We start from the raw sequence: 25,117 nt of genomic DNA on the forward strand, positions 1-25,117 counted from the left end.
CAGCCTAGGACACCTCCCCCGTTCGAGGACGGCCTAGCCGACGTCGGCCTGGCGGGCGCGCAGGGCGCGTGCCACGCCGTCGCGGTTTTCCAGCATCATCCGGCGCAGCGCGGCGCTGTCCGCCGGCAGTGCTGCGAGGAACGCATCCGTGCGGTCCACGGTTGCCTCGGTGGTCAGCTGTGCCGGGTAGAGTCCGACGACGATCTGCTGCGCGAGCGCGTGGGTACGGTTCCTGACGATGCCCGGGACGGCTTCGAAGTATTTCTCGGCGTAGGGTGCCAGCAGCGACGTGTCCAGCACGCGGGTGAAGCCGGTCACCGCCGAGCCCTGGAGCGCGTTGGACAGCTCGCCCGTCACCACGATCGATTCCCAGGCCACGGCCTTGGCCTCGGCGGTGGGGACGGCTGCCGTGGCGAGGGCGGCCGCGTTCTGCCCGGTGGCCGTATTGTCCTTCGCCAGCTCGGCGTCGATCCGGTCCTGGTTGGCCCGGCCGCCGACGACGAGGGACGCTATCAGTTCCCAGCGGAGGTCCTGGTCCACCGTGAGGCCCTCGAGCGTCAGGGTGCCTTCCAGCAGCCCGGCGACGGTGTCCAGCTGCCCGGCGCTGCGGGCCAGCAGGGCGTAGGACTTCACAAACTGCAGCTGCGCGTCGGAACCGGCCGGGACGCCCGAGGCGAGCTCCCAGAGCCGGTCGGCGGCGGCCACGGCCATGGCATCCTTGTGCTCCGCGGCGACGTAAAAGTTCAGCGTGGTGGCGAGCTGGCGGAGCTGGACCAGGATCACGGAGGAATCGGATTCCTCCGCAATGTTGGCGAGAATCAAATCCACGTAGCCGCGGGCCGGGGTTTCGCCGTCACGCGCAGCGTCCCAGGCCGAACCCCACACCAGGGTGCGGGGGAGGCTCTGGCTGAAGTCCTTCAGATGCGAAGTGGCGGTCGCGAGGGACTTCGGGTCGAGGCGGACCTTGGCGTAGGCGAGGTCGTCGTCGTTGAGCAGGATCAGGTCGGGCCGGGCCAGACCGGCCAGCGCCGGAACTTCGGTGCGCCCGCCGTCGACGTCGAGCTCCTCGCGGTGCACGCGCTCCAGCTTCCCTGCCGCGGTGACGTTATAGAAGCCGACGGCGAGGCGGTGCGGCCGAAGAGTGGGCTGGGCCTCGGTGGCCGACTGCAGGATCGCGAAGGAGGAAATCGTGCCGTCCCCGGCCACGGTCAGCTCGGGCTTGAGCGTGTTGACGCCCGCGGTCTCCAGCCAGAGCCGGCCCCACTGGTCCAGGTCGCGGCCGCTGGCCGTTTCCAGTTCGGCCATCAGATCGCTGAGCTCGGTGTTCTGCCAGGCGTGCTTGCGGAAATACTCGCGGACGCCGGCCATGAACTCCTCCGGGCCCACCCAGGCCACTAGCTGGCGCAGCACCGAGGCGCCCTTGGCGTAGGTGATGCCGTCGAAGTTCACCTCGACGTCCTGCAAATCGTTGATCTCGGCGAAAATCGGGTGCGTCGTGGGCAGCTGGTCCTGGCGGTAGGCCCAGGACTTCTCCACGGAGGCGAAGGTGGTCCAGGCGTGGTCGAACCTCGTGTTCTCGACGGCGGCCAGGTGGGACATGTACTCGGCGAAGGACTCGTTGAGCCAGAGGTCGTTCCACCAGCGCATGGTGACGAGGTCCCCGAACCACATGTGGGCGAGCTCGTGCAGCACGGTGATGGCGCGGCGTTCCACCTGGGCGTCCGTGACCTTGCTGCGGAAGATGTAGCCCTCCAGGATCGTGACGGCCCCGGCGTTCTCCATGGCCCCGGCGTTGAACTCCGGCACGAACAGCTGGTCGTATTTTTCGAACGGGTAGGGGCAGCCGAACTGTGCCTCGTAGAACTCGAAGCCCTGGCGGGTGAGTTCGAAGATGTTGTCCGCATCCAGGTACCGCATAAGGGACTTGCGGGCAAAGATACCCAGCGGGGTGACCTTGCCGTCGGCGGAGGTCACCTCGCTGCGGACCGACTGGTACGGCCCGGCGATCAGGGCGGTGACGTAAGAGGAGAGCCGCGGCGTCGGCGGGAATTCCCAGACGGAGCGGGCGCCGCCGTCCGTACCGGGGATGGTCTGCACCGGCACGGGCGTGGGGGAGTTGGAGACGAGATCCCAGTGCGGGGGTGCTGTCACAGTGAAGGTGAAGCTGGCCTTGAGGTCGGGCTGTTCGAAGACGGCGAACACCCGCCGGGAATCCGGCACCTCGAACTGGGTGTACAGGTAAACCTCGTTGTCCACCGGATCCACGAAGCGGTGCAGGCCCTCACCGGTATTCATGTAGGGCGCTTCCGCCACCACCAGCAGATCGTTCAAGGCTTCCAGGTTCCGGAGCTGGATGCGGACGCCGTCGGAGACCTCCGCCGGGTCCAGTTCGCGCCCGTTCAGGGTCACGCTGTGCACCGCATGCGTCACAGCATCGATGAAAGTCGAGGACCCCGGCGTGGCCGTGAACTTCACGGCGGTGGTGGAGCCGAAGGTCTTCGGGCCGCGCGTCAGGTCGAGGCTGACCTCGTAGGACTCGACGGCAATCAGTGCGGCGCGCTCGCGTGCTTCGGCGCGGGTCAGGTTCATACCGGGCAAGGGTGTGCCTCCAGATAGTGAGAGCGGTAACGTGAAATCATTCTTTCACGTCAGCGGCGCTTGGCAAGTTGCGTGCATCACATCATCTCCCGCCGCGGCGGGAGTAGCGTGGAGAATATGGGAAAGCTCCGTAACTCCGTCGACGCCAGGGCGCTGCGCTTCGCCGTGGGATTCCCACTGATGCTGGCAACCGCCTTCGTGGTCTGCGCCTTCCTGATCCGTTCCGATCTGCCTGATCCGTTGGCCGTCCGGTGGGACGGGGCCGGCGCGGCGGGCTTCGCGCGCTTCGAGGCCGTGGTGAGCGCCGGGGCGGCCATGATCGTCCTGATTGGCTGGGCCGTGCTGGTGCAGGCGGTGCCGCTGTCGCGCCCGGCGGTGATGCGACGGATCATGATGGGCGCCGGCCTGACGATGAGCCTCTTCATCACCACCGTCCTCGCCGCCGTCCTCGTCGGCCAGGTAGGCCTGGAAAACGCCAGGGAATCCCGGGTGGACGCCGCAGTGCTGGCGCTGGGCAGCGGCGCGGCCCTGGGCCTGGGTTTTGTTATGGGCTTCGTCTTCAAGGCTGACGAGCGCTGGTCCACGGACGATGACCGCGCTTTGCAGGTGGCTCTGCAACGTGAACTCGACCCCGATCTGGCCAGGGACTCCGTGAGCCTCTGGGTCCATGCCCGCAGCTCCGTCTTCGTGATGCTCGGGATCGCCACCCTGCTTCCGGCCGCCCTCCTGACCATCGCCGTGCCCTGGCTGGCCGCCGTCCTGGCCGGAACGGCCCTGTGTGCGGCCGCGTTCCTGTTCGCCCGGATCCGGGTGGACCGCGGCGGCCTGAAGGTCTTCGCCGCGGGTTTCGTGCGGGTCATGGACGTGCCCGCCGCCGCCATCGACGCGGCGACGCCGAAAGAGGTCAAGGCCGCCGACTATGGCGGCTGGGGTTACCGGAGCCATGGCACCACTACGGCGCTGCTCGTCAGCAGCGGCCCGGCCGTCGTCGTCGACCGCTCCGACGGACGAAAGCTGACGGTAAGCGGCGGCAGCGCCACGACGGCGGACAACGTCGCGCAGGCGCTGTCCCGGGTGGCGGCCCGGGCGCGACGCAACGGCGGCACTCCGGAGTCGTAACCCCGGCGACCCGGCACTAGTAGGCTAGGAGCCAGCCCCCACGACCAGCCCCGGCAGTTCACCGGTGCCCAACTGAACGGACCCGCCGTGACCACTTCTGACCGCCCGCGCGTGCACATCGCCACGGACCACGCCGGCATGGAACTCAGTGCCCACCTCGTCAGCCACCTCAGCGCCAAGGGCTACGACGTGGTCGACCACGGTCCCAGGGCGTACGACGCACTGGATGACTACCCCGCCTTCTGCCTCAACGCCGCGCTCGCCGTCGTGGCCGACCAGGAGGCCGGAACCCCCGCCCTGGGCATCGTGCTCGGCGGCTCCGGCAACGGCGAGCAGATCGCCGCGAACAAGGTCAAGGGCGTCCGTGCCGCGCTGGCCTGGAACCTGTCCACCGCAAAGCTGGCCCGCGACCACAACGACGCCAACGTGGTCGCCGTCGGCGGCCGGCAGCACAGCGTCGAGGAGGCCACCACCATCATCGAAGCCTTCCTCGCCGAGCCCTTCAGCAACGACGAGCGCCACGTCCGCCGGATCACCAAGATCGCCGCGTACGAGCGCACCGGCGAGGTCATCGGGTAGTGCCGGAGGGGCATTCCGTCCACCGGCTGGCCCGCCAGTTCGGAGACGTCTTCGTGGGGGAGCAACTCACGGCCACCAGTCCGCAGGGCAGGTTCGTGCACGGCGCGGCGCTGCTGGACGGCCACGTCCTGATCGGATCCACCGCGCACGGCAAACACCTCTTCCTCGAGTTCGCGCACGGACTGCTGCTGCACGTCCATCTGGGCCTCTACGGCGCCTGGAACTTCGGCGGCGACGCCGGCTTCCGCGGCGCCTCCAGCATCGGCGCGCCCCGCAAAGTGGGGGAGCGGGAAGTCTACGACGACGACGACGACGGCGGTGCGGGTGCGGATCAGAGTGCTGCCGTCGGCTCCGGTCCTGACGGCTACACCGGTCCGCCGCCGCCGGTAGGCGCCGTCCGGGTCCGGCTGGCCAGCGGGCACGGCTGGGCCGATCTTCGGGGTGCCACGACGTGCGCGGCGGTCACCGGGGCGGAAGCGGCGGCCGTTGTGGCCCGGCTCGGCCCCGACCCGCTGCGTAATCTGCCCGGCGACCGGGCGGCCTTTGTCGCCCGGGTCCGGACCAGGCAGACGCCGCTGGCAGCACTGCTGATGGACCAGAAGCTGGTAGCCGGCATCGGGAATGTCTACCGCGCCGAACTGTTGTTCCGGCAGCGTCTTGACCCCTGGCTGCCGGGAACGGCGCTACCGGCAGAGGCGGCGCGGCTGCTGTGGGATGATGCCGTCGCCATGATGTCCGACGGCGTCCGGGACGGCCGGATCATCACCACGCCGCCGCGGTACTGGAGCGGGCCCGACGGCGGCCAGCGAGGCGGCGGCCAGTCGGGCGGCGGTGGATCAGCCAGCGGCCAGTCGGGCGGCGGTGGATCAGCCAGAGGTGGATCAGCCATCATGCTGCCGGACCCGGACAAGTCACACTTCGTGTACCGGAGGCAGGGCCTGGATTGCCGCGACTGCGGCACCGCGGTGGCACTGGCCGAACTGGGGGCCAGGAAACTCTACTGGTGCCCGTCCTGCCAGGCTCCCTGATCCGACACACGGGCCCAACCGCATCGATTGCTCCGCAACTGCCGTTTTGAGCCGCCAGAAGGGCAGTTATGGAGCAGTCGACAGGTTGGGCACTAAAAAAGCCCCTCCGGAGAGGGGTCTGCACGGCTGGAGGGGACGACGGGAATCGAACCCGCGTCATCAGTTTGGAAAACTGAGGCTTTACCATTAAGCTACGTCCCCGGGAATCTGCTGGAACGTCAGCAAAAGTTCCGGACGGCTGTTGAAGCCGGATACAACTAAACCCAATTCAGGGCCCCGGTGTCAAATGTGCAAATCGACGCAGTATGGCCGTAGACTGTTCTGTGCACTTACGGGGTGTAGCTCAGCTTGGCTAGAGCACCTGCTTTGGGAGCAGGAAGTCGCAGGTTCAAATCCTGTCACCCCGACTCTGCAGCACCGCCAGAACGTGGCAAGGCAGAACCCCACCCCCTAAAAACCAGGAGTACCTAGACTGTGAAGAGCGCTGTCGAGAACCTCACCCCCACGCGGGTCAAGCTCAATGTTGAGGTCCCCTTTGAGGAATTGAAGCCCAGCATCGCAGAGGCATACAAGACTGTTGCTTCGCAGATCCAGGTCCCCGGTTTCCGCAAGGGCAAGGTCCCCGCCAAGCTCATCGACCAGCGCGTTGGCCGCGGCTATGTGCTGGAAACCGCCATCAACGACGGCCTCAACGGCTGGTACCAGGCAGCTGTCCAGGAAACCGGAATCCGTCCGCTGAGCCGTCCCGAGGTTGAAATCACCGAGGTTCCGGACCCGACGTCCACCGACGGCGAGCTCAAGTTCCACGCCGAGGTTGACATCCGCCCCGAGATCGAACTGCCCGACTACGCCGGCATCAAGGTTGAGGTTGCCGCCGCAGAGTCCACCGACGGCGACGTCGAGAAGGCCCTGGACGAGCTCCGCGGCCGCTTCGGCACGCTGAAGTCGGTGGACCGCCCGGCAGCTGACAAGGACTTCCTGACGATCGACATCGCCGCCACCATCGACGGCGCCGACGTCGATTCCGCCTCCGGCCTGTCCTACCAGGTGGGTGCCGGCACCATGCTCGAAGGCCTCGACGAAGCCATCACCGGCCTCAGCGCCGACGAAGACGCGATCTTCGACACCACCCTCGTGGGCGGCGAGCATGCCGGTGAATCCGCCCAGGTCAAGGTAGTGGTCAAGTCCGTCAAGGAACGCGAGCTGCCCGACGCCGACGACGACTTCGCCCAGCTGGCGTCCGAGTTCGACACCCTGGCCGAACTGCGCGAGGACCTCGCCAAGCAGGCCGCCGAGTCCAAGATTGTCGAGCAGGGCGTCGAAGCCCGCGACAAGGTCCTCGACAAGCTCATTGAGCTCGTTGAAATCCCCGTCCCGGCCTCCGTCGTCGAAGAGCAGCTCGAGACACACTTCAACGCCGAGAACTCCCACGGTGACGGCGAGCACGACACCGAGGAGCACCGCGCCGAGGTCAAGGCCAACACCGAGCGGGCCTTCCAGAACGAGGTCATCCTCGACGCCATCGCCGAAAAAGAAGAAGTCAGTGTCAGCCAGAACGAGCTGATCGACTACATCGTCACCGCCGCCAGCGAGTACGGCATGGACCCCAACCAGTTCGCCCAGATCATCGATCAGAGCGGCCAGGTCCCCATGATGGTTTCCGAGGTGCGCCGCCGCAAGGCACTGGCCGTCGTCCTGGGCCAGGCCGAGGTCACCGACACCGAGGGCAACAAGATCGACCTGAGCGACTTCGTCCGCCCCGGCGGCAACGAGGCACCGGTTGAGGCCGATCCCGAGGAAGCAACGGCCGGGGAGGCAGCTTCCGAGGAATCAGCAGCCGCCGAGGCCACGAACGATGACCCGGCGGCAGTGAAGTTCTAATGTCACCGGCGTCCACCTAGCTACCGCAGCAAGGCACGTTGGCAGCCCCCGGATCGTTGATCCGGGGGCTGCCGCATTTAAGCCCTGCGCTTCATGCCTCCGGGACTCCGCGGGACGCGCCCCGGCAATCGTGCGCCGTCAGCGAACAGCCCTGCGGCTGAGCACAAACCGGGTTCGAAAACCGTTAGTGTCCATGTAGGAAAGTTCAGTGATGTCGTCCAATGATGTCACCGTCGCCAGCGAGAGGTAAGTACATATGTCACAGCAAGCAGGGGCACCCCGGATGGCTACTGTCGATCCGGCAGCCCAGGATAACTACATTTACAACCGCCTGCTGAAAGAGCGCATCATCTGGCTCGGCTCCGAGGTCCGCGACGAGAACGCTAACGCGATCTGCTCGCAGCTGCTGCTGCTTTCGGCGGAGAATCCTGAGAAGGACATCTACCTCTATATCAACTCACCGGGCGGCTCCGTCACCGCCGGCATGGCGATCTATGACACCATGCAGTTCATCCCGAACGACGTCGTCACCGTGGCCACCGGCCTCGCCGCCTCGATGGGGCAGTTCCTGCTCTCCTCCGGCACCAAGGGCAAGCGCTACGCCACCCCCAACGCCCGCATCCTCATGCACCAGCCCTCCGGCGGTATCGGCGGAACGGCCTCGGACATCAAGATCCAGGCCGAACTGATCCTGCATATGAAGAAGGTTATGGCCGAGCTGACCGCCAGCCAGACCGGGCAGACGGTGGACACCATCCTCAAGGACAACGACCGCGACAAGTGGTTTACGGCGAAAGACGCTCTCGAGTACGGCTTCTTCGACAAGATCGCGGCACACGCTGGATCCGTGGCAGGCGGCGGTGGAACCAACGCCGGTGGCGACGGTCCCGGCATGGGCAGCGGCACCGAGAACTGACCGGCATGCAGACAGCAATGAATTCAGGAGCAATGAACATGGACTACAACTTCGGTTCGACTGCCGGCAACCTGCCGAGCAGCCGCTACGTGCTGCCGCAGTTCGAAGAGCGCACGCCCTACGGCTTCAAGCGCCAGGACCCGTACACCAAGCTTTTCGAGGACCGCATCATCTTCCTCGGCGTCCAGGTTGACGATGCCTCGGCTGATGATGTCATGGCCCAGCTGCTGGTGCTCGAATCCACCGACCCGGACCGCGACATCACCCTCTACATCAACTCCCCGGGCGGATCCTTCACCGCCATGACCGCGATCTACGACACCATGACGTACATCCGGCCGGAGATCCAGACCGTCTGCCTCGGCCAGGCCGCCAGCGCCGCAGCTGTGCTCCTCGCAGCCGGCACCCCGGGCAAGCGGCTCGCCCTGCCGAACGCCCGCGTCCTGATCCACCAGCCCTCGCTGTCCGGTGGGCAGGGTGGCCAGGCCTCCGACCTGGAGATTCAGGCCGCCGAGGTCATGCGCATGCGTGCCTGGCTCGAAGATACGCTGGCCAAGCACTCCGGCCGGACGCCGGAGCAGGTCAACAACGACATCGAACGCGACAAGATCCTCACCGCCGCCGAGGCCATGCAGTATGGCCTGATTGACCAGGTCCTGGATTCCCGCAAGATGAAGCCCCAGGCGATCACCAAGTAGGGATTCCCTGTTCCTTCGGGATGCGTTCAATTCACAGCGCCGGTGCGGCCCACTTCAAAAAGGCCGCACCGGCGCCGGGGTTTCCACCCAACAGGGGAGAAGTGACCTAGAGTGGAACCTGTCACGGGGAACTTTCGGGATGATCCGTGATGTCTCAACGGGTGCGTCGCTACGCAGTTGTTGATTTCACCGGTTGTTAATTTCACAGGTTGCTGATGACACCAGTAGCTGGTCACAGAGTGCAGCAAGATACAAAGGGGTTCACATATGGCTCGGATTGGCGAGAGCACGGATCTGCTGAAGTGTTCTTTCTGCGGAAAGAGCCAGAAGCAGGTTCGGAAGCTCATTGCCGGGCCCGGCGTCTACATCTGCGACGAGTGCATTGAACTCTGTAACGAGATCATTGAAGAAGAGCTCGCCGAAGTAGCAGACCTGGGCAGTTTCGAGCTGCCCAAGCCCCGCGAGATCTTTGACTTCCTGCAGGAATACGTGATTGGCCAGGAGCCCGCCAAGCGCTCTCTCGCCGTCGCGGTTTACAACCACTACAAACGCATCCAGGCCGGCCACGCCCCCAAGAGCGGCAGTCTCGCCGAGGGCGTACACCACGACGACGTCGAGATCGCCAAGTCGAACATCCTGCTGATCGGCCCCACGGGCTGCGGCAAGACCTACCTGGCCCAGACCTTGGCCCGGCGCCTCAACGTCCCCTTCGCCGTCGCCGATGCCACCGCGCTGACTGAGGCCGGCTACGTGGGGGAGGACGTCGAGAACATCCTCCTCAAGCTCATTCAGGCCGCCGACTACGACGTCAAAAAAGCCGAACAAGGCATCATCTACATCGACGAGATCGACAAGATCTCGCGCAAGAGCGAGAACCCCTCCATCACGCGGGACGTTTCGGGTGAGGGTGTGCAACAGGCGCTGCTGAAAATCCTTGAGGGCACAGTAGCCTCGGTTCCGCCGCAGGGCGGTCGCAAGCACCCGCACCAGGAATTCATCCAGATTGACACCACCAACGTTCTGTTCATCGTGGCGGGCGCCTTTGCCGGCCTCGAGGAGATCATCGGTTCGCGCTCCGGGCGCAAGGGCATCGGCTTCGGTGCCCCGCTCATTGAGGTCAAGAACAACACGGATTCCTACGGCGAGGTCATGCCGGAGGACTTGCTGAAGTTCGGGCTCATTCCTGAATTTATCGGCCGGCTCCCGGTCATCACCACGGTCTCCAACCTCGACCGCTCGGCACTGATCCAGATCCTGTCGACGCCAAAAAACGCCCTCGTGAAGCAATACCAGAAGATGTTCCTGCTCGACGGCGTGGAGCTGATCTTCGAGGACGAGGCGCTCAACACGATTGCAGACCAGGCCCTTGAGCGCGGCACCGGCGCGCGCGGACTGCGCGCCATCATGGAGGAAGTCCTGCTTCCGGTGATGTTCGACCTGCCCAGCAGAGATGACATCGCCAGCGTTGTGATCACGGAGGACGTCGTCTCAAAGAAGGCCGAGCCCACCATGATCCCGCACGACGTCAAGCGGCGTAAATCCGCCTGATCTGGAATAAATCCGCTGCCCGCGCCGCTAACAGTAAGTGATTGCGCCCGTGTATACAGGTGGCACAGCCCCAGCGGCGCTGCCTTAGTGACACTGCCTTAGTGGCGCTGTGCCGCGCCCCCTGACTTTCCTGAGGAGATCATCCGTGTCTGAAACCACCAGCAACAAAGCCGACTTCTGGTTTGACCCGATGTGCCCCTTCGCCTGGGTAACCTCCCGCTGGATCGGCGAGGTCGAAGCGGTCCGCGACATCAGCACCGAATGGCACGTCATGAGCCTTGCCATGCTGAATGAAGGCCGCGAGGAACTTCCGGAGGAGTACAAGGCCCTCCTGACCAGCGCCTGGGCACCCGTGCGCGTCATCGTCGCCGCGGCGCAAAAGCACGGCACCGATTACATCAAGCCGCTCTACGACGCCATGGGCACCAAGATCCACAATGAGGGCAACGGCGACATCGCCGAAGTCATCGCCAAGTCGCTCGCCGAGGTGGGCCTGCCGGCGGAGCTCGCGGCCGCGGGCCAGGGCACGGAAATCGACGCCACGCTGCGCACCAGCCACGAGGCCGGCATCGCACTTGTGGGCCAGGACGTGGGCACTCCGGTGGTGGCGTTCAACGGCATTGCGTTCTTCGGCCCCGTGCTGACCCGCATCCCGCGCGGCGAAGAGGCAGGACGCCTCTGGGATGCCGCCGTGACGCTGGCATCCTTCCCGTACTTCTTTGAAATCAAGCGCAGCCGCACCGAAAGCCCGGTCTTCGTCTAGTCCCTGGGAGACGCCAACTGGCGCCAACAGACGGTGACCAGGAGCCCCGGAAGAACTACTCCGATGTAGTTCTTGCGGGGCTCTTGTGTATCCGGAATTGCGGGAGAACAATAGAGCTTACCCACTTCGCAGGAAGTGGGACGCAGGAACCGAAGATTCAGTGACACACATCCGGCGCAGCCTTCGGCAAAGTCAGATGGTGGCTACCAGTGACGAGGTAGGAAGACCTGAAGATCAGAGGATCCCGCCAGATTGTCTGAGACGTCACGGGACAGTCGAAAGTCGAAGCCCCACCAACGGCAAAACGCTGATGGGGCTTCCCCTTTGCCCAAGAGAAGGCCGGCCCTACCTACAGCCAGCCCAGAACAGCCAGCCCCACACAGCAGGCCACATCGGTCGGCCGCACCGGTCAGGGTATGCCCATGAGCAGTGAACCCATTGCGGACTATGCCCTGCTGTCCGACTGCTCCTCCGCGGCACTCGTCAGCGCTGCCGGCTCCGTGGACTGGCTGTGCTTCCCGCGCTTTGACAGCCCCTCCGTGTTCGGACGCCTGCTGGGCCCGGATGCGGGGTTCTGGTCGATCCGCCCCGCCGGCGAATACTCCACCAGAAGGCGCTACCTGGACCCGACGATGGTGCTGGAGACCACCCATACGACAGGGGAAGGCAGCGTTACCGTCACGGATGCCCTGGTCCTCGGCGACGGCACGAGGGGCCATGACCTCGGGGCGGAATCGCCCGGGACCCTCCTCCGTCAGGTGTCCTGCACCGCAGGAACCGTCGTTATCGACGTCGTCTTCAGTCCCCGCCCGGACTACGGCCTCACCAAGCCGGAGTTGCGCGCCGCGGACGGCGGCATCCTGGTCAGCACCGGAAACGCCGTTCTCCTGGCGCTGTCCGCTGCGGTGCCCTTCGAGTTCAGCGGGGGTACCGCGCAGTCCCGCCTGGTGCTCGGCGCCGGAGAAAAATGTGGCTTCGCCCTGCAATACCAATCCGGGGGCACCGCGGACCCCGCCTTCTGGAGCCAGCCGGAGATCTCACGGCGGCTCGCGGACACGGTGCAGTGCTGGAGAAGCTGGTCCGGGCTGCACCAGAACTACCGGGGTCCATGGCAGGAACTCGTCGCCGGCAGCGGGCGCGTTCTGCAGGCCCTCAGCTACTTTCCCACCGGGGCCATTGTGGCCGCCCCGACGACGTCGCTGCCGGAGGTGGCCGGAGGAACGCGCAACTGGGATTACCGGTACACCTGGATCCGGGACGCGAGCATGACGCTGCAGGCACTCTGGGTGGCCGCCTGCCCGGACGAGGCCGGGAAGTTCTTCCAGTTCCTCGCAACGGCAGCCGCTCGGCAGCTGGCCAGCGGCGAAGAGCTGCAGATCATGTTCGGCGCCGGCGGGGAACGCGAGTTGCCCGAACGAGAACTTCCGCACCTGCCGGGCTGGCGTTCCAGTTCCCCGGTCCGGGTGGGAAACGGTGCGTGGGACCAGCGCCAGCTCGATGTCTACGGTGAACTGCTCGATGCCGCCGCCACGCTGCCGGAGTACCTCGCCGAGCTCGCACCGGAGACGCGGCGGTTCCTCGCCGACGCCGCGGACGCCGCGGCCTCACGCTGGCGCTCCGCCGACCACGGCATCTGGGAGGTCCGCGGGGAGCCGCGCCATTACCTGCACTCCAAGCTCATGTGCTGGGTCGCCGTCGACCGGGCCATCACCCTGGCCGAGCTCCTCCAGACACCCGAAAGGGTTCAACGCTGGGAGGACGCGCGGGAGCAGATCGCGGCGTCAATCCGCACCGAGGGCTGGAGCGACACCGCGGAAGCGTACACGCAGACCTACGGCTCCGAGGACCTCGACGCGTCGGCGCTTATGCTCGCCATCGTGGGGTTCCTCCCGGCTGATGACCCTCGCCTCCTCGCCACGATCGAAGCCATCGAGCAACGCCTCACCGATCCGCGCGGTCTGGTCTACCGGTACCGGGTCGAGGACGGGTTTCCGGGGGAGGAGGGCAGTTTCCTGCTGTGCACGTTCTGGCTGGCCCACGCCCTGGCCCTCGCCGGGCGCACCGAACACGCCCGGGCGGTCTTCGAACGGGCTGCCGGATTCGCCACAGACCTGGGCCTGATGGCCGAGGAAGTCGCCCCGGACAGCAGCGAACTGCTGGGCAATTTCCCGCAGGCATTCAGCCACATCGGCCTCGTCAACGCAGCCTGGGCCATCCGCCAGGCCGAGGATCGGGCCGGCTATGGGGCATGATGGTTTCCAGCGGCTGGCTGGATCCTCGATCAACGGATCTATCCGGACCGCGGTATCCCCGGAGATCAAGGAATGAAAACCATGAAACGTCATCTGACACGTACGGCCGCCGTAGCGGCGGGAGCCCTGCTGACGCTGGCGCTGGCAGCCTGCGGCAGCGGGAGCCCACTGGACAGCGGGAAGTCAGCGCCGCCGGCCGGCTCGGCAAGCCCGGGAACCCCGCTGGTCATTGGTTCAGCCAGCTTCCCGGAGAGTCAGACCCTGGCTGAGGTGTACGCCGGGGCGCTGAACGCCGCCGGCATAGCGGCATCCACCAAACCGAACATCGGCTCGCGCGAGGTTTACGTCCGGGCGGTGCAGGATGGTTCCGTCGACATCGTCCCCGACTACAGCGGAAATCTGCTGCGTTACGTGGACAAGACGGCCACCGCCACCAGCGCCGAGGACGTTATGAAGGCCCTCCCCGGAAAGCTCCCGTCCGATCTGTCGATACTCGAACCGGCCAAAGCCGAGGATAAGGACTCGATCGTGGTCACCAAAGCGACGGCGGAGAAGTTCGGGCTGAAGACGCTGGCGGACCTCGGCAGGATTTGCGACCAGATAGCCCTGGGTATGCCGGCCGAAGCCAAGGAGCGGCCGCAGGGTCTTCCCGGACTCAAAGCTGCCTATGGCTGTGTGCCCAAGGAATTCGTCCCGTTCAGCGATGGAGGCGGGCCCGTAACCATCAAGGCGTTGTTGGACGACCGGATCCAGGCCGCGGATGTTTTCACAACGTCTCCGCTGATCTCGAAGAACCAGCTGGTGGTCCTCGAGGACCCGAAGAGCAACTTCGCCGCGCAGCAGGTCCTCCCCCTCGTCCGCAAGGACCGGCTTGATGGCAAAGGCGCCGAGGTGCTCAACAAAGTCTCCGCAGTCCTCACCACGGATGACTTGTTGCGCCTCAACGAGGACGTGTCCGGTGACAAGAAGATGAGCTCCAAGGACGCTGCTGCGGCGTGGCTCAAGGAGAAGGGTTTCAGCAAGTAACTCGCTGGCCGCACGCTGCGGCCGCTGCCCGTTGAAGGGCCCTCCGCCTGGCCAAAGCCGGACGGAGGGCCCTTTTTGCCGCTGTGCCGCCTCATCGGGGCGTCGGGCTACGCCTGTGCGGGTTCCTCAGCAGGCACCAGAACGACGTCGCTGACGGTCAGCTCGCCCTCGCCGGCCACCAGCGTCAGCTCACGCGCGTTGGCCGCCGACTTCAGGTCGGCGAGTCCGGCTTTGAGCTGTGTGGTGAGGGATTCGGAGGCCGTGATGGTCGCGGACAGGACCTCCGTGCGCTGCTTGACCTTGGCCTCGGACTTGGCCTTGCGGAGGCCGCTCAGCGCCGCCCCCACGGTGGCCAGCAGAGTGGTGTCGCCGGCCATCTCCACGGCGGAGGGCCAGGCGGCGCGGTGCACTGAACCGGTACGCCACCAGCTCCAGACTTCTTCGGTAGCGAAAGGCAGGAAAGGGGCGAACAGGCGCAGCAGCGTATCCAGGCTCGTGGCCAGCGCGGCCAGCACGGAGGCCTGCTGGGCTTCGCCGGCGGCACCATAGGCGCGGTCCTTGATCAGCTCCACGTAGTCGTCCGTGAAGTGCCAGAAGAAGCTTTCCGTGATCTGCAGGGCCCGGGCATAGTCGTAGTTCTCGAATGCCTTCGTGGCCTGCTGGACAACATCGGCGAGCTGCGCCAGCACGGCGCGGTCCAGGGCGTTAATCAACACTGAAGGGTTCGAAGACACCACCGAGTTTTCGGTGGTACCGAGGTTCAGCACGAACTTTGAGGCGTTGAGCAGTTTGATGGCCAGGCGGCGGCCGATCTTCATCTGCGCGATCTCATAGGCCGTGTCCGCGCCGAGCTTGGCCGAGGCCGCCCAGTAACGAACGGCATCGGAGCCATACTCCTCCAGCACGTCCGTGGGGACAATGACGTTGCCCTTGGACTTGGACATCTTCTTGCGGTCCGGGTCCAGGATCCAGCCGGAGATGGCCGCGTGCTTCCACGGGGCGGCGTCCTGCAGGGCATCGGCGCGCACGGCAGAGGAGAACAGCCAGGTCCGGATGATGTCGTGTCCCTGCGGGCGCACGTCGAAGGGGTAGACCTTGGCGAAGAGTGCCTCGTCGGTGCTCCAGCCGCCCACGATCTGCGGCGTCAGCGAGGACGTGGCCCAGGTGTCCAGGACGTCGGCGTCGCCGGTGAAGCCGCCCGGCACGTCGCGCCGGGCTTCCTCGTAGCCGGGGGCAGCGTCTGCGGCCGGGTCAACGGGCAGTTGCGCGTCGGACGGAACAATGGGGGCGGCGAAGTCGGGGTTGCCGTCGGCGTCGAGCGGGTACCAGACCGGTACCGGCACGCCGAAGAAGCGCTGGCGGGAGACCAGCCAGTCGCCGTTCAGACCGGAGATCCAGTTCTCGTAGCGTGAGCGCATAAAGGCCGGGTGGAACTCGATCTCGTGACCGCGGGCAATCAGCCGCTCGCGGCGGTCGGCGTCGCGGCCGCCGTTGCGGATGTACCACTGCCGGGAGGTCACCACCTCGAGGGGCTTGTCGCCCTTTTCGAAGAAGTTCACCGGGTGCATGATCTTCTTCGGTTCGCCCTCGAGGAGTTCCGCCGCTACCAGGAGCTCCACCACAGCTTCCTTGGCGCTGAACACGGTCTTGCCGGCGATCACGGCGAAGTTGGCGCGGCCTTCCTCGCCGGTGATCCAGTCCGGGGTCTCACCGAGGATGCGGCCGTCGCGGCCCACGATCGCGCGGGTGGGCAGCTGGAGTTCGCGCCACCAGGTGACGTCGGTGAGGTCGCCGAAGGTGCAGACCATCGCGATGCCGGAGCCCTTGTCCGCCTTGGCGAGCGGGTGGGCCATGACCTCCACCTCGACGCCGAACAGGGGAGAGGTGACCTTCTTGCCGAACAGCGGCTGGTACCGTTCGTCGTCGGGATTCGCCACGAGCGCGGCGCAGGCGGCCAGCAGTTCCGGGCGCGTGGTCTCGATGTAGATTTTCTCGCCCTCGGCGGTGAAGAAGGGGTAGCGGTAGTAGGCGCCGGCAACTTCGCGGTCTTCCAGCTCGGCCTGGGCCACCGCGGTGCGGAAGGTGACGTCCCAGAGGGTGGGCGCCTCTGCCATGTAGGCGTCGCCCGCGGCGAGATTCGCCAGGAAGGCACGCTGCGAGATGGCCCGGGACTTGTCATCGATGGTGCGGTACGTCAGATCCCAGTCCACGGATAGGCCGAGGGTCTGGAAAAGGTTTTCGAAAACTCTCTCGTCCTCGACGGCGAGTTCCTCGCAGAGTTCGATAAAGTTCCGGCGCGAGACGACGTCGAAGTCGCGCTGGTTCTTGGCGGGCTCGGCGGGCGGGCGGTAGCCGGCGTCGTAGACGGTGGTGGGATCGCAGCGCACACCGTAGTAGTTCTGCACGCGGCGTTCGGTGGGCAGGCCGTTGTCGTCCCAGCCCATCGGGTAGAACACGTTCTTTCCGGTCATGCGCTGGTAGCGCGCCATAACGTCGGTCTGCGTGTAGGAAAACATGTGACCGACGTGCAGCGATCCCGACGCGGTGGGCGGGGGAGTGTCGATCGAGTAGACCTGCTCCCGGGTGGTGTCCGGGTTGAACTTATAGGTTCCTTCGTCGAGCCAGCGCCGGGTGAGGGCGCCTTCCAGCCCCTCCAGCGCGGGCTTGTCCGGAACATTGATGGGGGCAGTGATGGGCGTGTCTGTACCCTGAGTGTCTTCAGCCATCCGGCAATTCTTCCACTAAATTCCCTCACATTCCCTCACTTTCGCTACAGAAAGGGATCATTGGGGCTGCCGTAGCATGCCAATATGGAGAAATCTGCCGCCAGTTTTGCGATCAAGCGCGTCTATGACGCCCCCGCGGACGACGACGGCTGCCGGGTCCTGGTGGACCGGCTCTGGCCGCGCGGGATCAGCAAGGAACGCGCGCAGCTGGTGCTGTGGCTCAAGGAGGTGGCGCCGTCGCCGCCGCTGCGCCAGGAATTCGCGCATCGAAAGGAACGGTTCGCCGATTTCCGCGCCGCCTACGCAGCGGAGCTGGAAAACAATCCCGCCGTTCAGGCGCTGCTGGACCTCGCGGCCGAACACGGGAAGGTGACGCTGCTCTTCGGTGCCAGGGATCCGGAGACCAACCATGCCCGGGTGCTGCAGGAGTTCCTGGCGCGTTGATTCAACCGCCGGCAAAGCGGTTAGGGTGGTGCCATGACTGAGGGAATCCGTAACACGGCAGCAGTAGCCAAAGCAGCAGTTGTCACCGGTGCCAGCACTGGAATCGGCGAGGCTACCGTGCGTGCCCTCCGGTCCGAGGGCTGGACGGTTTACGCTGTCGCCCGCCGTGCGGACCGGCTGGCGGCGCTCGCGGCTGAAACCGGCGCCGTCGCCCTTCCGGCCGATGTGACCGACGATGCCGATATCGCGCGGGTTGTCGACGAGGTGACCCGCGCCGGCGGGATCGACACCCTCATCAACATCGCCGGCGGCGCCCGCGGCGCGGACAAGGTGGCCGAGGCGAAAACCGAGGACTGGGAATGGATGTTCGAGGTCAACGTGCTGGGCACCCTGAAGCTCACCCGGGCCTTCCTGCCGATGCTCCGCGCCGGCGGCGAGGGAACCGTCCTGAACCTCACCTCGACGGCGGGACTGTCCGCCTACGAGGGCGGCGGCGGCTACAACGCGGCGAAGTTTGCCCAGCACGCCCTCACCGGTGCGCTGCGCCTCGAAGAGGCCGAGCACAACCTCCGGGTGATCGAGGTGGCCCCCGGCCTGGTGCAGACCGAGGAGTTCGCGCTGAACCGGCTCGGCGGGAATCCAGAAGCGGCCGCGAAGGTGTACGCCGGGGTCGAGAAGCCGCTGACAGCGGACGACGTTGCCGACGTCGTCCGCTACGCCGTCATCCTTCCGCATCACATCAACCTGGACCAGATCGTAATCCGCCCGGTGGCGCAGGCAGCCAACCATAAGCTGATCCGCAAGGGCTAGGCCTCAGCCGCGGTATGACAGCCGGGACACCACGGCCAGATGGTCCGTGCCCGGGATGGAGACCGTGGTGAAGGACTCCACCGTCAGTTCCCTGCTGACCAGAACGTGGTCGATCTGCACGAAGGGGACAGCGGACGAGTTCGCCGGCCAGGTCGGCCAGAGGCCCCGGCCGGTGGCCGCGGCGGCGTCGCTGAGTCCGGTGTTCAGCAGGCTCCGGAGCCCCCGGTGGTCCAGGCTTGCATTGAAATCGCCCAGCAGCACCGCGGGCTTGCCGTCCGTCGCTGACCGCTGCAGCTTCGAGAGTTCTTTGAGGTCCTTGCGCCAGCCGGACACCTGACCCGGCCGCGGTGACTCCACGTGGACCGCCGTCAAACGGATCCCCTGACGGATGCCGGGCACGGCGGCCACGGCCCTGCTTTGGAAGGACTCACTGCCGGGGACGCGATTCTGCTTTGCCAGCGCGAAGACCGAGAAAATCCCGCTCCCGGTGTTCGCCCCGTCAACATCCAGTGCCCGGTAAGGAAGCAGCCTCGCGATGCCCGCGTCCTCGAGGCGCTGCAGCGTCACCGGGCTGAGTTCCGGAAGGGCCAGGATCTCGACGCCGTGTGCGTTCACCGCTTTGAGCACCGCGGCGGCGTCCAGCGTCGCGCCGCCGACGTTCAGGGCCATGACCGTCAGTGGTCTGCCCTGCTCCCCGCCCGCCTGGCCTTGACCCAGCGGTCCGGCCCGGTTCGCCGCCAGCGGGTTCCAGCCGTCGGAGAGCAGCCGGGGAGCAACCATCGAGAGCTGGGCGGCAAGCAACAGGACCACGCCGGCCGAGGCCACCAGACGGACACGACGGCGCCGGCCGATCAGTACCGCCGCAAGCACCGCGGCGAACGTCGAAACCAACGTCAGGGGATAGCCCGAGAGCAGCTGGACCCACGGCGACCCCAGTTCCCACGGGCCCACCCGGGCGGCTGTGAGCACAACCCCCGGAAGGGCGAGCACAACGGCCAGTAGGCTCAGCAGCGCTGCGCGTGTAACGCCGGCGCTCCGGGGCGGCAACGCCGCTTGTCCCTCAGCTGGGGTGGCGGTCATCAGTTCAGTATCGGCGGTAAACCTTGGGCTGGCCATGGGAAGCGGCGGGGCCTCCGGGGAAGAGGGTAGAATTGACGGGAACCGGGTAGAACCGGCTCAAAAGCACTGACCCGGCCATCACCGGTGAGCTTTCCGGAAGAAAGCCCTACCGCCACTCACAGCGCGGCAGGGCAAGTAGAACCGGACGGGTAAGCCCGTTATAGCAGTAATGAGCGGCCGTCGCCGATGCTCTTCCTTTGACAAGGGGTTCTCCTTTGACCAGGGGCGGGTCCGGCGCCGGTAAGTGAGGTGGTACCGCGGTGCCGGTGCTGTTGAAAGACAGCACAGGGGCCGTCCTCGCATCCTGAATGAACCCCTTTTGTTCACTAGCTCAACCCAGGATGTCGAGATGACGTATTACCCGAAGGCCTCCGCCGCACCCGCCGGCGCAGGCGCCTCTGCTTCCAACACCTCTGCTTCCACCGCCTCTGGTGTGCCGGCCTCCGTGAGATTCCCGGAGATCGAAGAGCGCATCCTCAAGTATTGGGATGAGGACGGTACCTTCCAGGCCAGCATCGACCAGCGCGGCTCTGACCTTCCCGGCGGAAAACCGGGCAGCAACGAATTCGTCTTCTACGACGGTCCCCCCTTCGCCAACGGCCTGCCGCACTACGGACACCTCCTGACCGGCTACGCCAAGGACCTCGTGGGCCGCTACCAGACCCAGCGCGGCCGCCGGGTAGAGCGACGCTTCGGCTGGGACACCCACGGCCTGCCCGCCGAGCTCGAAGCCATGAAGCAGCTGGGCATGACGGACAAGACCCAGATCGAAGCGATGGGCATCGACAAGTTCAACGACGCCTGCCGCGCCTCGGTGATGAAGTACGCCGACGAGTGGAAGAGCTACGTCACCCGCCAAGCGCGCTGGGTCGACTTCGAGAACGACTACAAGACGCTCAACGTCGAGTACATGGAGTCGGTGCTCTGGGCCTTCAAGCAGCTGCACGAAAAGGGCCTTACCTACAACGGCTACCGTGTGCTGCCGTACTGCTGGAAGGACGAGACGCCGCTGTCCAACCATGAACTGCGCATGGATGACGACGTCTACAAGAACCGCCAGGACCAGACTGTCACGGTCACGTTCCCCATCACGGCGGGGGAGTCGGAGCTGTCCAGGCGGCTAGCCGGTGTGCAGGCGCTCGCCTGGACCACCACGCCGTGGACGTTGCCCACCAACCTGGCGCTCGCCGTCGGGCCCGCCATCAACTACGTTGTCCTGCCGGCAGGCCCGCACGGCATCAAGGCCGCCGCCGCGGAGGTTCCCGTAACGGGCAGCTTCCTGCTGGCTGCGGAGCTGCTGGGCGCCTACGCCAAGGACCTCGGCTACGGAGAAGGCGCCGAAGGTGTCGCGGCCGCCCAGGCCGCCGTCACCTCCAGCCACACCGGCGCCGAGCTTGAGGGCCTGGCGTACCAGCCGCTCTGGGACTACTTCGACGACGCCGAGAAGTACGGCACCGAAAACGCCTGGCGCTTCCTCGTCGCCGACTACGTCACCACCACGGACGGCACCGGCATCGTCCACCAGGCTCCCGCCTACGGTGAAGACGACCAGAAGGTCTGTGAAGAGGCCGGCATCCCGGTGGTCCTCTCGGTGGACGAGGGCGCGAAGTTCCTGCCGCTGTTCGGCCACGGCGACCTCGCCGACATCGCCGGACTGCAGGTCTTCGACGCCAACAAGCCCATCACCCAGGTGCTCCGTGCGCAGGGCCGCCTGGTCCGCCAAGCAAGCTATGAACACAGCTACCCGCACTGCTGGCGCTGCCGCAATCCGCTGATCTACCGCGCCGTGTCCTCCTGGTACGTCGAGGTCACCAAGATCAAGGACCGTATGTCCGAACTGAACCAGGAGATCAACTGGATCCCGGGCAACGTCAAGGACGGCCAGTTCGGCAAGTGGCTCGCCAACGCCCGCGACTGGTCCATCAGCCGAAACCGCTACTGGGGCAGCCCCATCCCGGTCTGGCAGTCCACCGACCCGGACTACCCGCGCACCGACGTGTACGGCTCCCTCGCCGAGATCGACGCCGACTTCGGCCGCCTGCCGCTGAACAAGGCCGGCCAGGTTGACCTGCACCGGCCCTTCATCGATGAACTCACGCGCCCCAACCCGGACGACCCCCGTACCCCGGCGGAGGGCCAGTCCGTGATGCGCCGCGTCGAGGATGTCCTGGACGTCTGGTTCGACTCCGGCTCCATGCCCTACGGCCAGGTGCACTACCCGTTCCAGAACGAGGAATGGTTCGACACCCACAACCCCGCGGACTTCATCGTGGAGTACATCGGCCAGACCCGCGGCTGGTTCTACATGCTGCACATCCTCTCCACCGCGCTGTTCGACCGGCCGGCCTTCCGGAACGTCATCAGCCACGGCATCGTGCTGGGTTCGGACGGGCAGAAGATGTCCAAGAGCCTGCACAACTACCCGGACGTCTCCGAAGTCCTGGACCGCGACGGCTCCGACGCGATGCGCTGGTTCCTGATGTCCAGCCCCATCCTGCGCGGCGGCAACCTCGTGGTCACCGAGCAGGGCATCCGCGACGGCGTCCGGCAGGTCATCCTGCCGCTGTGGAACGTGTACAGCTTCTTCACGCTCTACACCAACGCTTCCGGCGCAGCCGGTGGACAAGCGAAGGGGTATGACGTGAGGCTGCGCTACGACGGCTACGCCGACACCCTGGATGCGTACCTGATGGCCAACACCGGGGACCTGGTCCGCAACATGACCGTCCAGCTTGACAGCTATGACATCTCCGGTGCCTGCGACGAACTCCGCAGCTACCTGGACATGCTCACCAACTGGTACGTCCGGCGCAGCCGCCAGCGCTTCTTCGACGAGAATGTCGACGCCTTCGACGCGCTCTACACCGCACTGGAGACCGTGTGCCGGGTCTCCGCCTCACTGCTTCCCCTCGTGACCGAGGAAATCTGGCGCGGACTTACCGGCGGGCGCTCCGTGCACCTGGCCGACTGGCCGGACGCGGATCTGTTCCCCGCCAACGCCGGCCTCGTCGAGGCGATGGACCGGGTGCAGCAGATCTGCTCCACCGGCTCCTCGCTGCGTAAGGCCGCCAACCTCCGGGTCCGCCTGCCGCTGCAGGGACTCACCGTCGTGGCGCCCGGCGCGGATGCGCTGGAAGGCTTCGCCGCCGTCGTCGCCGATGAACTGAACCTGCGCTCGGTCCGCCTGCTCGACGCCGGGAGCGCCTCCCCGGCGGAGTTCGGCATCGAACAGAAGCTTGTGGTCAACGCCCGCGCCGCCGGTCCGCGCCTGGGCAAGAACGTGCAGCAGGCCATCAAGGGCGCCAAATCCGGCGACTGGTCGGTGCAAACAATCGACGGTGTCGACGGTGTGGTTGTTGCGGGCGGCCTGGCGCTTGAGCCGCAGGAGTACACGCTGGAAACCGTTGTGGCGGAGGCCGCGGACGGCGCGGGATCCGGTCCTGCCGCAAGGGCGGCGGCGGTGCTGCCGGGCGGCGGCTTCGTGGTGCTCAACACCGAGGTCACCCCTGAGCTTGAGGCCGAGGGCGCCGCCCGGGACATGGTCCGTGCCATCCAGCAGGCCCGCAAGGACGCCGGACTCAACGTCAGCGACCGGATCCGCACGTCCATCACGGCGGCGCAGGATATTGTCGACGCCGTGAAAGCACACGAACACCTCGTGGTCGCCGAAACCCTGACCGTCGAACTCGGTCTCAGTTCCTCCGGGGACGGCACCGAGCTGCAAATCACCGTCGAAAAAGTAGGGGCCTGAACCAATGACCGACGAATTTTCCGTAGAAAGCGTCTACGCCGAGCTGCTGGGCCGGGCGCCGGAAAACAGAATGGAGCCGCGGCTTGCCCCGTTGCACCGCGCGATGGATATCCTGGGCGAGCCGAACAAGGCTTTCCCGATCATCCACGTCACCGGCACCAACGGCAAGACGTCCACGGCCCGCATGATTGAGGCCGGGCTGCGCGCCCACGGCCTGAGCACCGGGCGGTACACCAGCCCGCACCTGTCCAGGGTCACCGAGCGGATCAGCATCGACGGCGAGCCGGTCTCGGATGAGACCTTTGTCCGGATCTGGGACGAGATCCGCCCGTACCTGGCCATTGTGGACGGCGAACTCGAAGCGGAGGGCCAGACCCGGCTGACGTACTTCGAGTGCCTGACCATCCTGGGTTTCGCCATCTTCGCGGACCAGCCCGTCAACGTGGCCGTCATCGAGGTGGGCCTGGGCGGCATCACCGATGCCACCAACGTCGGCGACGGGCAGGTCTTTGTGGTCACCCCGATTTCGCTGGACCACACGGAACTCCTCGGTGACACCACCGAGGACATCGCCCACGAAAAGGCGGGCATCATCAAGCCCGGCGGCTTCCTGGTCAGCGCCGTGCAGCCCCGGGATGCGGCCCAGGTGCTGCTGGAGAAGGCCAAGGAAACCCAGGTTCCGTTCCGCTTCGAGGGCGTGGAGTTCGGCGTCGAATCCCGGACCGTCGCCGTCGGCGGCCAGATGGTGAATATCCAGGGCCTCGCCGGCCGCTACGAGGATCTGCTGGTCCCCCTGCACGGCGCACACCAGGCGGAGAACGCCGCCGTCGCGATTGCCGCGCTGGAGGCGTTCTTCGGCGGGGAGAAGGCGCTCGACGCCGACATCCTCCAGGAGGCTTTCGCCTCGGTCACCTCCCCGGGCCGACTCGAGGTGGTGCGCACCGCGCCGACCATCATTGTGGACGCCGCCCACAACCCCGAGGGCATCCGTGTCTCGGCCGAGGCCATCCACGAGGCGTTCGGCTTCAGTAAACTCGTGGTGGTGGTGGGTGTCCTGCGCGAAAAGGACGCCGAGGAAATCCTCCGCCAGCTCAAGGAATCCCTCGGCGACCTCGCGGCCGAGTACTGCTTCACCCAGTCCAACTCGCCCCGTGCCGTTCCGGCCGAGGACCTCGCGGAACTCGCCGTGGACCTTGGCTTCGGCGAGGACAACATCCACGTCACGGCGAAGCTCGACGACGCACTCGAGTGGGCCGTGGAACGTGCCGAAGCCAACGATGACCTCGCCGGCGGCGTGCTCGTCACCGGTTCCATCACCCTGGTGGCGGACGCCCGGATCCTGCTCGGCAAGGCGGACGCCTAAGCCATGGCGAAACTCACCAAAGCCCAGCGCGACTGGCGCCCGGGCATGCCCAAGAAGCGCCGCTCCACTAAGGCCATGTTTGCCTCGACGGTCCTGCTGCTGGAAGCTTTTGTGGTGCTCTTCGGCACCCTCACGGTCTTCGGGCTGCGGCGGGACGAATTCCCGCCGGTCCTGATCTTCGGGGTCGGGTTCACGCTGTGCCTCGTGTACGTCCTGACCTGCGCCGTTGTCTCCAGGCCCTGGGGGGTGGGCGTCGGCTGGATCCTGCAGCTGGTGCTGATCCTCACCGGCATCCTGGAACCGGCGATGTTCCTGGTGGGCGGCCTCTTCGCGGTGGCCTGGTGGTACGGCATCCGCACCGGAATCCGGATCGACCGCGAGGCCGCGCAGCGCGAACGCGAGCAGGCCGCCTGGGATACGGCCCATCCGGCAGGCCCCGGTCCGGAACCGGAGCCCGGCTCCGGAGCCCAGACCCGCTGACCCGTAGACTAATTCC

General features: G+C 66.2%; 18 protein-coding genes and 2 tRNA genes. 16 read left to right on the top strand and 4 right to left on the bottom strand.

The annotated features are described in order from the left end of the window. Positions 1 to 33: 33 nt before the first annotated feature. On the bottom strand, positions 34 to 2,589 hold the full coding sequence (gene pepN / locus AC50X6_RS08060) for an aminopeptidase N (protein WP_494965713.1): 2,556 nt from the start codon (positions 2,587 to 2,589) through the stop codon (positions 34 to 36). Between the two features lie 126 nt (positions 2,590 to 2,715). Here pepN and AC50X6_RS08065 point away from each other — a divergent pair, with 126 nt between their 5' ends. The 3 genes from AC50X6_RS08065 to AC50X6_RS08075 all read left to right on the top strand — a co-directional run bounded on the left by AC50X6_RS08065 (position 2,716) and on the right by AC50X6_RS08075 (position 5,324). Further along, positions 2,716 to 3,717 carry a hypothetical protein gene (locus AC50X6_RS08065; protein ID WP_494965714.1) on the top strand — a complete coding sequence of 334 codons (1,002 nt, stop codon included), beginning with the start codon at positions 2,716 to 2,718 and terminating at the stop codon, positions 3,715 to 3,717. Between the two features lie 87 nt (positions 3,718 to 3,804). Continuing rightward, positions 3,805 to 4,296: a ribose-5-phosphate isomerase gene (locus AC50X6_RS08070; RefSeq protein ID WP_494965715.1), complete on the top strand. Its 492-nt coding sequence runs from the start codon at positions 3,805 to 3,807 to the stop codon at positions 4,294 to 4,296. Continuing rightward, positions 4,296 to 5,324 (top strand): Fpg/Nei family DNA glycosylase, encoded by a 1,029-nt coding sequence (locus AC50X6_RS08075; protein ID WP_494965716.1) that lies wholly within the window; start codon positions 4,296 to 4,298, stop codon positions 5,322 to 5,324. The genes AC50X6_RS08070 and AC50X6_RS08075 overlap by 1 nt, the downstream gene beginning before the upstream one ends. 127 nt (positions 5,325 to 5,451) lie before the next feature. On the opposite strand, the gene AC50X6_RS08080 is transcribed toward AC50X6_RS08075, so the two are convergent. Next, positions 5,452 to 5,525: transfer RNA gene (locus AC50X6_RS08080), tRNA-Gly, on the bottom strand. Between the two features lie 131 nt (positions 5,526 to 5,656). Here AC50X6_RS08080 and AC50X6_RS08085 point away from each other — a divergent pair. The 8 genes from AC50X6_RS08085 to AC50X6_RS08120 all read left to right on the top strand — a co-directional run bounded on the left by AC50X6_RS08085 (position 5,657) and on the right by AC50X6_RS08120 (position 14,408). Next, a tRNA-Pro gene (locus tag AC50X6_RS08085) sits at positions 5,657 to 5,731 on the top strand. Between the two features lie 67 nt (positions 5,732 to 5,798). Beyond that, positions 5,799 to 7,205: a trigger factor gene (gene tig / locus AC50X6_RS08090; RefSeq protein WP_494965717.1), complete on the top strand. Its 1,407-nt coding sequence runs from the start codon at positions 5,799 to 5,801 to the stop codon at positions 7,203 to 7,205. A gap of 283 nt (positions 7,206 to 7,488) precedes the next feature. Next, on the top strand, positions 7,489 to 8,121 hold the full coding sequence (locus AC50X6_RS08095) for an ATP-dependent Clp protease proteolytic subunit (RefSeq protein ID WP_326966247.1): 633 nt from the start codon (positions 7,489 to 7,491) through the stop codon (positions 8,119 to 8,121). A 38-nt stretch (positions 8,122 to 8,159) separates the two neighbouring features. Next, entirely contained in the window at positions 8,160 to 8,819 is a 660-nt protein-coding gene (locus tag AC50X6_RS08100; RefSeq protein WP_494965792.1) for an ATP-dependent Clp protease proteolytic subunit, read from the top strand. A gap of 267 nt (positions 8,820 to 9,086) precedes the next feature. Then, entirely contained in the window at positions 9,087 to 10,367 is a 1,281-nt protein-coding gene (clpX, locus tag AC50X6_RS08105) for an ATP-dependent Clp protease ATP-binding subunit ClpX (RefSeq protein WP_494965718.1), read from the top strand. A 145-nt stretch (positions 10,368 to 10,512) separates the two neighbouring features. Then, complete coding sequence (locus AC50X6_RS08110) at positions 10,513 to 11,130, top strand: mycothiol-dependent nitroreductase Rv2466c family protein (protein ID WP_494965719.1); 618 nt, start codon at positions 10,513 to 10,515, stop codon at positions 11,128 to 11,130. A 422-nt stretch (positions 11,131 to 11,552) separates the two neighbouring features. Beyond that, on the top strand, positions 11,553 to 13,382 hold the full coding sequence (locus tag AC50X6_RS08115) for a glycoside hydrolase family 15 protein (RefSeq protein WP_494965720.1): 1,830 nt from the start codon (positions 11,553 to 11,555) through the stop codon (positions 13,380 to 13,382). A gap of 72 nt (positions 13,383 to 13,454) precedes the next feature. Further along, complete coding sequence (locus AC50X6_RS08120) at positions 13,455 to 14,408, top strand: ABC transporter substrate-binding protein (RefSeq protein ID WP_494965721.1); 954 nt, start codon at positions 13,455 to 13,457, stop codon at positions 14,406 to 14,408. Positions 14,409 to 14,515: 107 nt separating this feature from the next. Here AC50X6_RS08120 and valS read toward each other — a convergent pair whose 3' ends face one another. Beyond that, positions 14,516 to 17,134 carry a valine--tRNA ligase gene (gene valS, locus AC50X6_RS08125; protein ID WP_494965722.1) on the bottom strand — a complete coding sequence of 873 codons (2,619 nt, stop codon included), beginning with the start codon at positions 17,132 to 17,134 and terminating at the stop codon, positions 14,516 to 14,518. An 84-nt stretch (positions 17,135 to 17,218) separates the two neighbouring features. Between valS and AC50X6_RS08130 the strand changes: the two genes are divergently transcribed. Both AC50X6_RS08130 and AC50X6_RS08135 read left to right on the top strand, forming a co-directional pair. Then, the gene (locus AC50X6_RS08130) at positions 17,219 to 17,578 is read left to right on the top strand and encodes a DUF488 domain-containing protein (RefSeq protein WP_494965723.1); all 360 of its coding nucleotides are present in this window, start codon (positions 17,219 to 17,221) and stop codon (positions 17,576 to 17,578) included. Between the two features lie 33 nt (positions 17,579 to 17,611). Continuing rightward, positions 17,612 to 18,388 carry an SDR family oxidoreductase gene (locus tag AC50X6_RS08135; RefSeq protein WP_494965724.1) on the top strand — a complete coding sequence of 259 codons (777 nt, stop codon included), beginning with the start codon at positions 17,612 to 17,614 and terminating at the stop codon, positions 18,386 to 18,388. Positions 18,389 to 18,391: 3 nt separating this feature from the next. On the opposite strand, the gene AC50X6_RS08140 is transcribed toward AC50X6_RS08135, so the two are convergent. Then, a complete protein-coding gene (locus AC50X6_RS08140; RefSeq protein ID WP_494965725.1) occupies positions 18,392 to 19,468 on the bottom strand; it encodes an endonuclease/exonuclease/phosphatase family protein in 1,077 nt (358 codons plus the stop codon). Positions 19,469 to 19,856: 388 nt separating this feature from the next. On the opposite strand from AC50X6_RS08140, the gene ileS reads away from it, so the two are divergent. The 3 genes from ileS to AC50X6_RS08155 are packed head-to-tail and all read left to right on the top strand — an operon-like array spanning position 19,857 to position 25,101. Beyond that, positions 19,857 to 23,258 carry an isoleucine--tRNA ligase gene (gene ileS / locus AC50X6_RS08145; protein WP_494965726.1) on the top strand — a complete coding sequence of 1,134 codons (3,402 nt, stop codon included), beginning with the start codon at positions 19,857 to 19,859 and terminating at the stop codon, positions 23,256 to 23,258. A 4-nt stretch (positions 23,259 to 23,262) separates the two neighbouring features. Then, positions 23,263 to 24,621: a bifunctional folylpolyglutamate synthase/dihydrofolate synthase gene (locus tag AC50X6_RS08150; protein ID WP_494965727.1), complete on the top strand. Its 1,359-nt coding sequence runs from the start codon at positions 23,263 to 23,265 to the stop codon at positions 24,619 to 24,621. A gap of 3 nt (positions 24,622 to 24,624) precedes the next feature. Then, on the top strand, positions 24,625 to 25,101 hold the full coding sequence (locus AC50X6_RS08155) for a DUF4233 domain-containing protein (RefSeq protein ID WP_494965728.1): 477 nt from the start codon (positions 24,625 to 24,627) through the stop codon (positions 25,099 to 25,101). Positions 25,102 to 25,117 lie beyond the last annotated feature (16 nt).

Source organism: Pseudarthrobacter sp. HLT1-7 (assembly GCF_059383435.1).